Raw genomic sequence first — 13,371 nt, forward strand, 5'->3', positions numbered from 1 at the left:
TGCTCCTGTTGATCGGTAGCTCCAGCGAACCGCGCGCGACTGTGCTCACCCTGTGACGATCCGCAAGATTTACGAGGAATTGACGGCGCTTGCTGTTGCCGGATCGGGCCCCGTGGGGTGAGGTGGTGTGATGGACGTCTCTGACATCGAGTCTGGAATTGACCGCGTGTTCGCCCCGGTCGCCGAGGCGGTGTCGTCCGTGGTGTTCGCCGAGGTCAGCATCGGCGGCACGAGCTTCCCGCTGATCGTGGGCTGGCTGGTGCTCGGAGCGCTGATCTTCACGATCACGTTCAAGGGGGTGCAGGGCTGGGGCGTCGGCCACGCGATCGCGCTCGTGCGGGGCAAGTACGGCAGCAAGGACGACCCCGGCGAGGTGTCGCACTTCCAGGCCCTTACCTCGGCGGTCTCCGGCACGGTCGGACTGGGCAACATCGCCGGTGTCGCGGTCGCGGTGTCGCTCGGTGGACCGGGTGCGACGTTCTGGATGATCCTGGCCGGACTGCTCGGCATGTGCACCAAGTTCGTGGAGTGCACGCTCGGCGTGAAGTACCGGGTGGAGCACGAGGACGGCACGGTCAGTGGCGGTCCGTTCCGCTACCTGCCGGTCGCGTTCGCCCGGTTCGGGAAGGCGCCGTCGGCGATCCTGACCGGTGTCTTCGCGATCTCGATCTTCTTCTTCGGTGCCGTCGGCGGCAACATGTTCCAGGCCAACCAGACGTACGCCCAGGCCAAGAACGTGACGGGCGGCGACGACGGCTTCCTCGGCAGCGACACGGCCGCGCTGATCTTCGGCATCGTGCTCGCCGTGCTCGTCGGTCTGGTGATCATCGGCGGCATGAAGTCGATCGGTGCGACGACCGGTCGCCTGGTGCCGGCGATGGCCGCGGTCTACGTCATCGCCTGCCTGACGGTCATCATCGTCAACGTCGACAAGGTGCCCGGCGCGTTCGGTGACATCGTGACCGGTGCGTTCAATCCCGAGGGTGTCACCGGCGGTGTGCTCGGCGTGCTGATCATCGGCTTCCAGCGGGCGGCGTTCTCCAACGAGGCGGGCGTCGGATCGGCCCCGATCGCGCACTCGGCGGCCAAGACGCGCCGGCCCGTGACCGAGGGCCTGGTGTCGATGATGGAGCCGTTCATCGACACGGTGATCATCTGCACCATGACGGCGCTCGCGATCGTGATCGCGCAGCCCCAGTCGTTCCTCGACGCCCGCGCCTCCGCCGCTGTCGGCGAGACGCCCAACCCCGACGGCGTGGTGCTCACCTCCGACGCGTTCGCCACCGTCGTGCCGTGGTTCCCAGAGGTGCTCGCGGTCGCGGTCGCGCTGTTCGCGTTCTCGACGCTGATCACGTGGTCGTACTACACGCAGAAGGCCTGGACCTACCTGTTCGGCCGGTCATTGGCCAAGGAGCGGACTTTCCAGGTCGTCTTCCTGCTCTTCACCGTCGCTGGCAGCGTCGTGACGCTCAGCGACGTCCTCTCGCTGGCCGACTCGATGTTGTTCATCTGCGCCTTCGTCAACATCCTCGGCCTGTACCTGCTGCTGCCGATCGTGCGCCGCGAGCTGAAGGAGTACTGGACGGACCGCTCGGAGGGTCGCCTCGTCCGCGCCGACAGCGTCGACTGACCCCGTTCGCGGCCGGGAGCCTTGCTGACGTAAGATCCTCGGCGGTGGCGTGTCCGAGCGGCCGAAGGTGCATCACTCGAAATGATGTGTGGGGTCAAACCCACCGTGGGTTCAAATCCCACCGCCACCGCGTGACGAAGACCCCCGGAAATGCCTGCAATTGCAGTGTTTCCGGGGGTCTTTTCGTTTGTGGTTGTGGGCTGAAATACCACCGCCATTAGCGGGTTCTGATCAGTAGAATCGCCTGAAATCGCAGGGCACATGAGCCGCCGGGCCCAAACGGGAGACCGATTCTGTGCCCACATTTTGCCCACATTCCTAGCAGCATCGCGTCGAATCCGAGCCAGTCGATGTATGTCGGTTGTCGCTCTGGGGACCGTTCCTCGCGAGGTGATCTCGAGGCATCGATTGTGCCGAAGGCGCTGGCCGAGGTCCGAAGGCAGTCCCGTAGCCGCGGACGCGGCCGGTACGGGGACGGGTGTTGGAGTACGGGTTGGTTTGGCCTTGAAGTGGGCTTGAATGTTTAGGCTCTAGGGGTGACCCAGATGCGGATCTCCCAGGTGGCCGAGCGGTCCGGCGTGGCGGCGACGACGCTGCGGTTCTACGAGAGCGAGGGGTTGCTGGTCTCGGAGCGTTTGCCGAACAACTACCGGGTCTATGACGAGTCGGTGCTGGAGACGTTGTCGTTCATCTCGATGGCCAAGCGACTCAGTTTGTCGCTGGAGGAGATCCGCGCGGTGCTTCGTGTGTGGTCCGACGACAGCTGCGCCAACGTGCGTCGACACCTGCGGCCGGTGCTTTCGGCGAGGATCGCCGACGTCGACCAGGCATTCGCCGATCTCGAGCTGGTCCGCCAGAAGATGCAGACCGCCCTGGTCCGGCTCGACGAGCTCCCCGACCGCCATGAGCGGTGCGACCCGTCGTGCGCGTTCCTCTCGATCGAGCCGGCGCCGGTCGCGGCAGCTCAGCCCGAGGCGGTCCCAGTGGCGTGTTCGCTCGGCTCCGACATGGGTGAACGTCTGGCCGAGTGGCGCGAGGTCCTCGCCGGCGCTACTCCGGTCGTCACCGTTGGTCAGGCTTCGGTCGAGCTGCCGGTGTCGCTCCTGGCGCAGGTCGCTGCCCTCGCCGCGGCCGAGCAGGAGTGCTGCCCGTTCTTCGACTTCACCCTCCGCCTACACGGCACGTCGGTCGAGCTGGACATCAAGGTCCCTGCACACGCCCACGACATGCTTCTGGCGCACCTGCCGAAGACGGCCGCGTGACCTCCACCCCGGCAGCGGTCGGATGGGCCGAACGTCACCAGGTCGCCTTGTACGTTGCGGCGATCACCGGCGCCGTGGTGGTCGGTCTCCTAGCGCCTGCTGCCGAGCATGCGGGGTCGCTCATCAACCCGGCGATCGCGGCCCTGCTGTTCGTGACGTTCCTCGGAGTGCCGTTCGCCGCGATCGGCCGGGCCGCGAAGGACGCTCGCTTCCTCGGTTCGCTACTGGTGCTGAACTTCCTCGTCGTCCCGGTGGTCGTGTTCGGGCTGTCGCGATTCGTCGCCGCCGACGAGGCACTGCTGGTCGGTGTGCTGCTGGTGCTGCTGACGCCGTGCATCGACTACGTCATCGTGTTCACGGACCTCGCCGGTGGCGCACACGAACGACTGCTCGCGGCTGCACCGATCCTGATGCTGCTGCAGATGCTCCTGCTCCCGGCCTACCTCTGGGCCTTTGCCGGCCGCGACGTCGTGGACGTCGTGGATCCGGAACCTTTCGTCGAGGCGCTCGTCGTCCTGATCGTGATTCCCCTTGCTGCAGCGGCTGCTGTTCAGGCTTTGGTCCGCAGGTCGCCACCGGTCGAACGCGCCCAGAATGTCGCGGCGTGGACGATGGTGCCGCTCATGATGATCGTGCTCGCCACGGTCATCGCCTCCCAGGTCGCGACGCTCGAGCACGGAGACCTCTCGACCGTGCTGAAGGTCCTCCCGATCTACGTCGCCTTCCTCGTCGTCATGGCGCCCCTCGGGCGACTGGTCGCCATCCGGAGTGGGCTCGACGTCCCGGCTGCCCGGGCCTTGACCTTCAGCGGCGCCACCCGCAACTCCCTCGTCGTCCTGCCCCTGGCCCTCGCACTTCCGGCCGAGCTTGCGTTGGTTCCGCTCGTGGTCGTCACCCAGACACTCGTCGAGCTCGTCGGCATGGTCGTCTACACCCGTGTGATTCCCCGGATCCTGCCGGATCCTGTCGAGGCTGCCCGTTCTGCGTGACAATCAGACATGGGACTCTCTTCAGCCATACCGGCGCTACCGGTCCAGGACATCGACGCGGCCACGGCCTCGTACTCGGCCAAGTTTGGTTTCAGCGTGGTTCATGCCGACGACGGGTTCGCCAAGCTAGTCCGCGACGACGCGGAGATCCACCTCTGGGCCAGCAGCGACGACAGTTGGCGGGACCGCACGGACTTCGTCAGTAAACCGGTCTGCTCGGGCGCTGAGTCGTTCATCGCCGGCACGGCCAGCTGCCGCATCCAGGTTGACAACGTCGATGCGCTCTATGCCGAGCTGAGCCAGGCCGGAGTGCTGCATCCGACCGATCACGGCTCCGCCGTCGACACCGATTGGGGTACTCGCGAATTCGCCACCCTCGACCTCGAGGGCAACCTGCTGACCTTCTTCGCCCGCCGCACCTCCTGAGGGGAGGCCGGTCGGCTTCAAGACGCACCGCGGGTGGTCAGGATCGGTTGCCCTGTTCACGACCGTCGATGTTGAGCACGATGACACCGAACGCGAGGGCGACGAGCGACACTGCCGCGAGCGCTCCGCTGCCGAAGACCGTGTCATCGCCTCCAGAGGTGACTGCCGACGCGAGACTGGCGCCGCCGATCAGCGACGTGATCATGGCGGCGAGCGGCCGCGGCGCCTGCGGCAAGCCGGTGCTCCACGTGTGGAAGGCGATGCCGGCGACCACGACGGCGGCGAGGAGCAGAACGAGGCGTAGCGGCCAGACCGCGTCACCGGGCCACTCGAGCGTGAGCAGTTGGTCGAGTGCGTAGACCACCGTCAGCACCGCGAGTGCCGAAGAGACGATCCAGCGCCGCGTTCTCAAGTTCTTCATTCGGTTCTTCTCCTTCGATGCGCCTGAGGCACTTGCGGATTCGATGCTGCGGATGGTGCTGGTCAACGGTCGTGCGGCCGGTACGAAGCAAGACCGACGTTCGCGCGGCGCCGCCGAAAACTTCTCGCGGCGCACCACAGGAGCCCGCCGATCGCGAGGCCGCCCAGCAGGAGCGTCAGCCGGGTCTGGAAGCGAACGGCCGGGGTGATGGCATCGACGATCGGCACGTCGGTGATCGCGACGGCCCCGGAACCCTCGGCTGACCGAACGAGCACCCGGCCGCTCGGGTCGATGATGGCGGAGATGCCGTTGGTCGACGCCACTGCGACGCTGCGGCCGAGCTCCACCGCGCGGGCCCGCGTGATCTCGAACTGCTGCTCGGGCTGGTAGGTCTCGTAGAACGTCGCGTTGCTGGTCTGCACGGTGACCAGCTGCGCACCGCGGCGGACCTGGTCGGGTAACACGTCGTCGTACGCGACGTCGAAACAGATGGCATCGGCGACCTTGACGCCAGCGACGTCGAGGGGTCCTTCACCGGAGCCGGGGAGGAAGTCCCGTGGAATCAGCTGGAACCGCGACGACCAGCCGCCGATGACAGAGCGCCACGGAATGTACTCGCCGAAGGGGACGGGGTGGGTCTTCGTGTACGCAGGTCCGGTCTCGCCGTCGGGGAGCCAGACGATGCCACGGTTGTATGCCGTGGCGTCGTCTGGTCCCTCGAAGATGCCGCCGATCAGTGTGGGGATGCCCACCGCGGATACGGCCTCATCGATCACGGCGCGGGTCGCTCGATCCCGCACGGGGTCCACCGCCGTGGAGTTCTCCGGCCACACGATGAGATCGGGTGCCCGTGTTCTGCCTGCCGCGATGCGTTGCGCCAGCTCCTCGGTCTGCTGGACGTGGTTGGCCGTCACCTGTCGGTGACTACCCGCCACGTCGCGGCCATCGCCCGGTACGCCGCCCTGGACCACCGCGATTCGGAACGTGCCTTCGTGTGGCGCCACGAAGGGCGCGACCGTGGCCGCGAACGACGCCACGACGGCTGCGACCACGACAAAATCTGAGCCTCTGTGGCGGGTCGCCAGTCCTCCAAGAGCAAACCCGGCCGAAGCTACCACGAACCCGGTGCCGGGGATTCCCACGTACGGCAGCAGGGTCACCCATGGCATGTCGATCGCGGTGATGCCCAATCGCCCCCAGGGCAGTCCGCCGAGAGGCCAGGCGCTTCTCGTCGACTCGACGAGGACCCACACCGCGCCCGCCCACACCGGTCCCGCAGGAAGGCGACTGACTGCGTGAATACCCGCGGCTGCTGCGACGACCGCCACCGACTGCGTCCCGACGAGCAGCGCCCACGCCCCGGCACCGATCGAGTCCACGAGCCACCACAGGAGTACTCCCATGAAGGTGAAACCGAAGCAGGCGCCATGGAGCAGGGCTGCGCGCCAGTGGGACCTTGTCGCGCCGATCCAGAGCATGGCCATCGCGAGAGGCGCGAGCCAGCCATGGCCGACGGGCTCGAACGCGAGGGCGGCGACCACGCCTCCGGCGAGAGCAATCGGCAGCGTACGTAGCCCACCGGACTTCAGGTTCGTAGGAGCTCGGCGACGTTCAGTCGTCGTGAGCGCTCCCGTCCCCCCTCGGCGGGCCCCATCGGATGACTCGGTCACGGCGTTCGTCCTGCCGGGCTGTCTAGTGCGCTGGCGAGGCGATCGATGAAGCCCGTGAGGTCTTCGGGGAGGCCGTCGCGTGGGACGCGATCAAGCGCGCCGACCTCGACGACGGTGGTCGTGCCGTCCGACGTCGCACGCACCCAGGTGCGCCGCGGTCGGATGAACAGGGACAGCATGAGCCCACCGAGCCCAACGGATACGCCGGCGAGGGGGACCAGCGCGAGTGGTGCGGAGGCGATCTGAAAGCGGGCGAACTGCTTCAGCTCGGAGAACGCGACGGTGGTGCCGTCCGGGAGGGTCGTGGACTGCCCCGGCTGCAGCTCGATGCGGAAGGGCGCGCCGTTCGCGTCGAGGACTTGGGTCATCCTGCTCTTGTCGAGCACGTATACCGATTGCGGTACCCCGTCGTCGAGGCCGAGATCGCCGGTCCACACCTGAAGGGCGATGTAAGGGTTGGCTGCGGCAGGGAAGACCGACACGGAGGGGTCGTCCTCTCCGGTGCGTGCTGCAGTAGGGAGGAAGAAGCCTTGCATGCCGATCTGCTCGGGTTGGGCGTCGGCGACCTTGACCACTCCACCCGAGGTGTAAGTGGGTCCCTCGGGCAGGAACGGGACCGCCTCGTCGAACACGACGACCCCCTGGGGATCGGTCACGGTGATGACGGGCGAGTAGCCCTGCCCGACGAGGAAGACGTTCGTCGACCCGATCGCGAGTGGGTTGTTGACGCGGACGGAGAAGTCCTCGGTCGGCCCGTCGAGCGAAGACCGATACGTCCCGGTGGCTTCGAACAGTCGCGGCGCACCCCGTTGCGGTCCGTCGCTCACATCGAACTCGGCGATCATGTCGTCGAGCTCGAGCGAGAAGGGCGGTAGCTCCTCGGGATCGAACCAGGTGCCTGAATCGAACTCGTCGAACTGGGTGAGCGCATTGGCGTAGGTCTGGCCCTCGGTGACGATCACCGCGCCCCGGTAGCCCAGGAGGGAACCGATCGCGACGCCGACGAGGACTACCACGACACTCACGTGGAACACCAGGTTGCCGAGCTCGCGCAAGTAGCCTCGCTCGGCTCGCAGCTCTCCTGTCGCGCCGCCAGGGGCGACCGAGGTCACGATGTCGATCCGTCCGCGCCGAACGGTCTGGCGGGCCGCGGCGAGGACCGCATCGACGTCGGCGGTCGTGGAGAACGACCCGGAAGCCGGCAGTCGGGAGAACCGCTTCGGTGCCTTCGGTGGACGTGCTCGCAGGGCCCGCAGGTACACCCGAGTACGCGGGATGATGCAGCCGATGAGCGAGACCATCAGCAGCAGGTAGATGGCGCTGAACCACGGTGAGCTGTAGACGTCGAACAGGCCGAGTCGATCGAGCCACGGCGACAGCTCGGGGTTGCGGGACTCGAAGGCCAGTGTCGCTCGGGAGTCCACCCGGCGCTGGGGGATGAATGAGCCGGGGAGCGAGGCCACCGCGAGGAGCAGCAGCAGGAGCAGAGCCGTCCGCATCGAGGTCAGCTGGCCCCAGATCCACCGGAGGAACTCGCGTGGTGAGAGTGCGCGAGCCATGTCTCTGGGTCGATCCGTCATCGACTGCTCTGGAGGTCGTGCAGCTCGTCCGATGTGGTCCCGGAGCCCGCCACCGGCCGTAGTGACTTGGTGAGACGCTTGCGTCGGTCCTGGCGTTCGGCGTGCGCGAACCAGACGAAGCCGGTGAGGGCGAGTGCGCCGAAGAACCACCACTGCAGGCCGTAGGCGAAATGGGTCCCCGGGCCGAGCTCTGGACGTGGCTCCGGGTCGAGCACCCCGGCGCCGGAGCTCTGGGCCTGCAGATTGAGGTACCCGTCGCGGAGCTCGTACGGGACGTGATCGGCGAGCCCGTCGCTGGAGATGGCGCGGACCTGGGTGTCGTTCACGCGAATTGCGTCGCCTGTCGCGCCGCTGTTGGGACGCAACCATCCGGTGATCTCGACAGTCGCCGACGTTGCCACAGGGAGTTCCTTCGGAGCTGTCGAGGATCGGAGCGTCTCGACGAAGCCCCGGTTGACGAGCAGCGCGGTGCCGTCGTCTAGCACGAAGGGCGTGAGCACGTCCACGCCGGGGCGGCGGTCGCGGCTGACGTACTTGACCGTCACCTGTCGGTCCAGGTCGTAGCGTCCGGTCGCGGTCACGACCGTCCATTCCTGATCGGGATCGAGGCGCTGGCCGGCAGGGACCACGGAGTTCAGCTCCACTGGGTCGATCGCGAGGTGCTCGGCGACCAAGGCGTTGCGGTCCTCACGCGCGGCGAGCTTGTCGAACTGCCAGGCCCCGAGCTGTACGCACACGCCGGCCAGGACGATCACGAAGATGCCGAACCCGATCCAGCGACGACTCACGAGGAACCGCAGCTCGCCGAGCCCTCGGCGATAGCGACTCATCCGGCGGCGGCGACGGCTCGCTCGAGTGCGTCCTCGAAGTCGCCCAGCGTGCGGGGCTGGATCACCTCGCCGTCGAGGAACAGGCTCGGGGTGCCGCTCAGGCCGAGGGACTGGGCGTCCTGGAAGTCGGCCTCGACCCGGGCCGCGACGTCCTCGCTGACGACGTCGGCATCGAACTGGGCCAGGTCGAGGCCGATCTCCTCGGCGTAGGTGCGGAACAGAGGGGATTGATCGTCCTGGCTCTCTCCCCACGAGGTCTGGGTCTCGAACAGGAGCCGGTACATCGCCTCGAACTCACCCTGCCGTGCTGCTGCTTCGGCTGCGTGCGCGGCATTGCGCGAGTTGAGGTGGCTGGGCAGCGGGAAGTAGCGGACCACGAACTTCACCTCGTCGTCGAAGTCCTCACGGAGCTGCTCGATCGCCGGGTACAGGGCTCCACAGGCCTCGCACTCGAAGTCGAGGAACTCCACAAGGACGGGCGAGCCCTCGGGGGCCTCCTGAAGGACGTGGCTGTCGGCGCGCACGATGCGCGGGTCCTCGGCTCCGGAGCTCTCGGAGACCTCCGGTGCGCTCCTGACCTCGAGCACCACGAAGAGTCCGAGCACGGCGACGCAGACGGCCACGATGGATGCGGTGATGACGGGCCGGCGAGAGGGGCGATTCACAGGGTCTCCAGAGTGGGTGTGGGGGAGATGTTGGACGGTCACGCGCCGAGCGCGAGGTACAGGGCCGGCAAGCCGATCGTCGCCGGGGGGATGACAGCAGCGACCACTGCCAGGACGACCAGCACTGAGGTGAGACGGCGGTCGTGCTGAGGCGTGAGCAGCATGCGGTGGATCCGCTCGCCCGTTGCGGACGCTCCCATGGCGAGGCTGCCGGAGGGGTGCTGAGGACTAGCCATGGCCAGGAGTGCTCGCGCCAGTGACATCCGCCCGGCGTCGTGCCAGGCATCGTCGTCGGCCTCGAGCTCGACGAGCCGTCGCACCTCGGCGCCGTAGCTCGGAAGGATTCGCAGCGGTCCAGCGGTTCGGGTGAACACTTCCGCAGCGGCGATTGACCGGTGGTGGCGGCGGCGCAGATGGCTGCGCTCGTGCGCGATGACAGCCGCGAGCTCCCCGGTGCTCAAGACCTGAAGCGCAGCAGTCGAGATCACGACTCGCGAACGGCGCCGCGCGTTCCCCGGGATGCAGTAGGCGTAGAGCCGCTCGCTCGGTACGACGTCGCACCCGTCGGCTGCCGTCGTCACGTTCTGCTCGAGCGCCTCGTGAAGGCGGCGGCGACTGCGGCTGGTGGTGACCGTCGCTACGGCCGCGTGGAAGACCAGCACGCCCATCCCGGCCAGGACTATCGCGGCCGTTGCGTTCCAGAGAGGGCTCAGCTCGACGCCGCCGGCGTAGACCCGATGAAGCTCGTCCTCCGAGACGCCAGTGGCTCGGAACATGACGTGCTCGAGGACGTCGTGGGTCAGCAAGGCGCCCGCGGCGATCACGCCGCCGCCCAGGGAGATCGCCGCGAGGTGCCAGACCATCAACGCGCGGCCGGGGGCGGCCTCGACCCACCGAGCTCCACGCAGCGATCTGTCGATGGTCCAGGCACTCGTGACAGCGACCACCAGCAGGACGAGCGCGACGATCAGCGACATCAGCCTTCCTCGGATCCGAGTCGACCGAGAGCCTCGCGGAGCTTGCGAGCCTCATCGGGGTTGAGCCGGTCGGCGAAGCTCAGAAGCGCTCCGGTGCGATCGTCAACCTCGTCGAGGGCCTCGCTCATGAGGGAAGCCGCGTACTGAGACTCGCTGCGGGTGGCGACGTACCGGAAGGCCCGACCCTCCTTCTCCCGGGCCAGCCATCCCTTGGCCCGAAGGCGTTCGATCACAGTGATGGCTGTCGTGTAGGCCACGGGCGTCTCGAGGCGGTCAATGACCTCGTGCACGGTCAGGCCGTCGCGTGACGACCACAGTGTCTGCATGAGGCGCGATTCGAGATCGCCGAAGCTGCGCATGCCGTCCTCCTCGAATTTCTACAGTACGTAGTAACGTAGATTACATCGGGTCGGAGCGACGGGACCCACCTCACCTGCTCGCCGCTCCGGCCCGACCGAAACCACTACCCGCGCGATGTCACGGCAGGGGTCGTAGCCAGCGGGGTACGCGGGCCGTGTAGTGCTCGTACTCGTTTCCGAATCGCTGCTGCAGGTGATGTTCCTCGGCTGGGATTTGGACGCGGTCGATCCAAGCCACGAAGGCGACGACTGGCAGCAGTGCCGGCATGCTGCGTCGTGCGATGGCTCGAGCGGTCAGTAGCCCGGCCATGCCGACGTACATCGGGTTGCGGCTGATGGCGTTGGCGCCGGTCGTGACGAGTGTGTCGCTGGCGGCTTGCTCGCGAGGGTCGACGGTAGTTCCTGCCTGTCGGAAGGCCACGATGGGCCTGACCAGGAGGGCAGCGGCGCCGACGGCGACGGCGGCCGCGGCGATCCTCGACGACCTGGTCGGGCGCCGGGCCGGTCCGATCATGTACTGCGCGACAACGGCGCCGGCCGCCACGGCGAGCGGTGGCGGTCGGCGCGTCATCGAGTCACCTCGTCTCTCGAGGCGGAAGCGATGGTGAGGAGCGGCGTGGGTGTGCCCGTCGTGCAACAGCCGTCGGTGCACACCGAGTTGGCGGTGGCCGGGAGCGGTGAGGCCTCCTCGCGGCGAAGACCGCGCAGACGCGCGGCCCGCAGCCCGTTGCCGATCACGACGACCTCGGCCACCTCATGGACGAGCACGACTCCGGCAAGCCCGAGCACGCCGAACAGTGCGAGCGGGAACAGGACGACGATGATGGCCAGCGCGAGGAGGATGTTGCCGGTCATGATGCGGCGGCCTCGTCGGGCGTGTGCGATTGCCGCGGGAATTTGACGAAGATCGTGTCCGGTGAAGGCGATGTCGGCCGATTCGACGGCAGCGGCGGAACCGGTCGCACCCATGGCGATGCCGACGGTCGCGGCCGCGAGGGCTGGCGCGTCGTTGATGCCGTCGCCCACCATTGCGGTTGGCGTTTGGCGACGCATCGTCTCGACGACGTCGGCCTTGTCCTGGGGGAACTGCTCGGCGTGGACGGTCTCGATGCCGGCGTCGCGTGCGATTGCGCGCGCGGTGCGGGAGTTGTCGCCGGAGATCATCACCGCGGTGATGCCCGCGGACGCGAGGTCGGCGATGGCTTCGGCGGCTTCGGGCTTCAGCTCGTCACGCACGCCGATCACTCCCTGTACCTGTCCGTCACGGTGGACGACGACGACGCTCATGCCGTCATCGGTCAGTGCGTCGGTGGCGAACGAGAGCGCGCCGGGGGAGAGCCAGCGGTGGTGGCCGATGGCGTGGGCGATGCCGTCGATGGTCCCGGTGATGCCGTGTCCCGGGAGTTCCTCGACGTCGGTGGCGGTGAGGGTGCGCCCGCCCGCGTCGACGATCGCACTGGCGAGTGGGTGCGTACTGGTCCGCTCCAGGGCCGCCGCGACGCGGAGAACCTCGGCATCGGTGGTGTCGTCGGTCGTCAGCACGGTCACGACCTGAGGTCGGTTGCGCGTTAGGGTCCCGGTCTTGTCGAAGGCGACCTGCCGGATCGTGCCGAATTGCTCGAAGGCTTCGCCCGACTTGATGATCACGCCCAGCTTGCTCGCAGAGCCGATCGCGGAGATCACCGTGACGGGCACCGCGATGGCCATCGCGCACGGCGAGGCCGCCACGAGGACGACGAGGGCGCGCTCGATCCACACCGAGGACTCTCCGAGCCAGGAGCCGACCACCGCGACGAGTGCGGCGGTGACGAGCACGACTGGGACGAGGGGGCGGGCGATGCGGTCGGCGAGGCGAGCGCGGTCGCCCTTGCGCTGGTGGGCCTCCTGGACGAGCCTGACGATCGTCGTCAGGGAGTTGTCGGTGCCGGCCGCCGTCGCCTGCAGGGTCAGGCTGCCGCTTCCGTTGACGCTCCCGGCCAGCACCTCGGCACCGGGGCCGACCTCCAGGGGGATCGACTCCCCGGTGATGGCAGAGGCGTCGACCGTCGAGCGGCCCGTCGTGACCACCCCGTCGGTCGCGATCCGTTCACCGGCTCCGATGAGCAGGACGTCGCCGATCTGCACTTCTGTGGCTTCGATCGCGACGTCCTGCCCGTCGCGCACGACGCGGGTCGTGCTCGGGATCAGTGACAGCAGAGCGCCGAGGCCGTGCTTGGCCTTGTCCATCGCGCGGTCCTCGAGTGCTTCTGCGATCGAGAACAGGAACGCCAGTGCCGCGGCCTCACCGATGTGGCCCAGGGTCACGGCACCCATCGCGGCAATCGTCATCAGCAGGCCGACGCCGAGGAATCCACGCGCGAGATGACGAAGCGCTCCGGGGACGAAGGTCCAGGCCCCGACCAGCAGTGCCCCCCACAGGAGGGCGGGTGCGGCTTGGTCGGCGCCGTTCCATTGCAGGAGGCTGCCGGCAGCGATCATCGTGCCGGATGCTGCGGGCAGGGCCATTGAGCGGTCGCGCCACCACGGCGTCATCGCCTCGTGGCGGTCGGCGAGGTGACCCGC

General features: G+C 67.8%; 13 protein-coding genes and 1 tRNA gene. 5 read left to right on the forward strand and 9 right to left on the reverse strand.

The annotated features are described in order from the left end of the window. The first annotated feature begins 130 nt into the window (after positions 1-130). From V6S66_RS00960 to V6S66_RS00980, 5 genes are all read left to right on the forward strand, one after another. On the forward strand, positions 131-1,630 hold the full coding sequence (locus V6S66_RS00960; protein ID WP_334204908.1) for an alanine/glycine:cation symporter family protein: 1,500 nt from the start codon (positions 131-133) through the stop codon (positions 1,628-1,630). A gap of 43 nt (positions 1,631-1,673) precedes the next feature. Then, a tRNA-Ser gene (locus V6S66_RS00965) sits at positions 1,674-1,760 on the forward strand. Positions 1,761-2,175: 415 nt separating this feature from the next. Continuing rightward, a complete protein-coding gene (locus tag V6S66_RS00970) occupies positions 2,176-2,892 on the forward strand; it encodes a MerR family transcriptional regulator (RefSeq protein WP_334207203.1) in 717 nt (238 codons plus the stop codon). Next, positions 2,889-3,881, forward strand: coding sequence for an arsenic resistance protein (locus V6S66_RS00975; protein ID WP_334204909.1), 993 nt, complete (start codon positions 2,889-2,891; stop codon positions 3,879-3,881). The genes V6S66_RS00970 and V6S66_RS00975 overlap by 4 nt, the downstream gene beginning before the upstream one ends. A 9-nt stretch (positions 3,882-3,890) precedes the next feature. Next, positions 3,891-4,307 (forward strand): bleomycin resistance protein, encoded by a 417-nt coding sequence (locus tag V6S66_RS00980; protein WP_334204910.1) that lies wholly within the window; start codon positions 3,891-3,893, stop codon positions 4,305-4,307. Between the two features lie 37 nt (positions 4,308-4,344). Here the strand turns inward: V6S66_RS00980 and V6S66_RS00985 are convergent, their stop codons facing one another. From V6S66_RS00985 to V6S66_RS01025, 9 genes are all read right to left on the reverse strand, one after another. Then, the gene (locus tag V6S66_RS00985; RefSeq protein WP_334204911.1) at positions 4,345-4,794 is read right to left on the reverse strand and encodes a hypothetical protein; all 450 of its coding nucleotides are present in this window, start codon (positions 4,792-4,794) and stop codon (positions 4,345-4,347) included. Next, positions 4,791-6,269, reverse strand: coding sequence for an apolipoprotein N-acyltransferase (lnt, locus tag V6S66_RS00990; protein ID WP_334204912.1), 1,479 nt, complete (start codon positions 6,267-6,269; stop codon positions 4,791-4,793). The genes V6S66_RS00985 and lnt overlap by 4 nt, the downstream gene beginning before the upstream one ends. A 125-nt stretch (positions 6,270-6,394) precedes the next feature. Then, positions 6,395-7,957 (reverse strand): cytochrome c biogenesis protein ResB, encoded by a 1,563-nt coding sequence (resB, locus tag V6S66_RS00995; protein WP_334204913.1) that lies wholly within the window; start codon positions 7,955-7,957, stop codon positions 6,395-6,397. A 17-nt stretch (positions 7,958-7,974) separates the two neighbouring features. Further along, positions 7,975-8,808, reverse strand: coding sequence for an SURF1 family cytochrome oxidase biogenesis protein (locus V6S66_RS01000; protein ID WP_334204914.1), 834 nt, complete (start codon positions 8,806-8,808; stop codon positions 7,975-7,977). Then, on the reverse strand, positions 8,805-9,473 hold the full coding sequence (locus tag V6S66_RS01005; protein WP_334204915.1) for a DsbA family protein: 669 nt from the start codon (positions 9,471-9,473) through the stop codon (positions 8,805-8,807). Before V6S66_RS01005 ends, V6S66_RS01000 begins: the two co-directional genes overlap by 4 nt. A gap of 38 nt (positions 9,474-9,511) precedes the next feature. Then, on the reverse strand, positions 9,512-10,450 hold the full coding sequence (locus V6S66_RS01010) for a M48 family metalloprotease (RefSeq protein WP_334204916.1): 939 nt from the start codon (positions 10,448-10,450) through the stop codon (positions 9,512-9,514). Then, a complete protein-coding gene (locus V6S66_RS01015; protein ID WP_334204917.1) occupies positions 10,450-10,809 on the reverse strand; it encodes a BlaI/MecI/CopY family transcriptional regulator in 360 nt (119 codons plus the stop codon). The genes V6S66_RS01010 and V6S66_RS01015 overlap by 1 nt, the downstream gene beginning before the upstream one ends. A 118-nt stretch (positions 10,810-10,927) precedes the next feature. Beyond that, the gene (locus V6S66_RS01020) at positions 10,928-11,380 is read right to left on the reverse strand and encodes a methyltransferase family protein (protein WP_334204918.1); all 453 of its coding nucleotides are present in this window, start codon (positions 11,378-11,380) and stop codon (positions 10,928-10,930) included. Continuing rightward, positions 11,377-13,341 carry a heavy metal translocating P-type ATPase gene (locus V6S66_RS01025; RefSeq protein WP_334207204.1) on the reverse strand — a complete coding sequence of 655 codons (1,965 nt, stop codon included), beginning with the start codon at positions 13,339-13,341 and terminating at the stop codon, positions 11,377-11,379. Before V6S66_RS01025 ends, V6S66_RS01020 begins: the two co-directional genes overlap by 4 nt. Positions 13,342-13,371: the final 30 nt, after the last annotated feature.

Source organism: Aeromicrobium sp. Sec7.5, from assembly GCF_036867135.1.
Classification (GTDB): Bacteria; Actinomycetota; Actinomycetes; order Propionibacteriales; family Nocardioidaceae; genus Aeromicrobium.

Bases quoted from the DNA above. Each gene is read 5' to 3' on its own strand.
- V6S66_RS00960 (WP_334204908.1), top strand. From the start codon at position 131: ATGGACGTCTCTGACATCGAGTCTGGAATTGACCGCGTGTTCGCCCCG.
- V6S66_RS00970 (WP_334207203.1), top strand. From the start codon at position 2,176: ATGCGGATCTCCCAGGTGGCCGAGCGGTCCGGCGTGGCGGCGACGACG.
- V6S66_RS00980 (WP_334204910.1), top strand. From the start codon at position 3,891: ATGGGACTCTCTTCAGCCATACCGGCGCTACCGGTCCAGGACATCGAC.
- resB (WP_334204913.1), bottom strand. From the start codon at position 7,957: ATGGCTCGCGCACTCTCACCACGCGAGTTCCTCCGGTGGATCTGGGGC.
- V6S66_RS01000 (WP_334204914.1), bottom strand. From the start codon at position 8,808: ATGAGTCGCTATCGCCGAGGGCTCGGCGAGCTGCGGTTCCTCGTGAGT.
- V6S66_RS01010 (WP_334204916.1), bottom strand. From the start codon at position 10,450: ATGTCGCTGATCGTCGCGCTCGTCCTGCTGGTGGTCGCTGTCACGAGT.
- V6S66_RS01015 (WP_334204917.1), bottom strand. From the start codon at position 10,809: ATGCGCAGCTTCGGCGATCTCGAATCGCGCCTCATGCAGACACTGTGG.
- V6S66_RS01020 (WP_334204918.1), bottom strand. From the start codon at position 11,380: ATGACGCGCCGACCGCCACCGCTCGCCGTGGCGGCCGGCGCCGTTGTC.
- V6S66_RS01025 (WP_334207204.1), bottom strand. From the start codon at position 13,341: ATGACGCCGTGGTGGCGCGACCGCTCAATGGCCCTGCCCGCAGCATCC.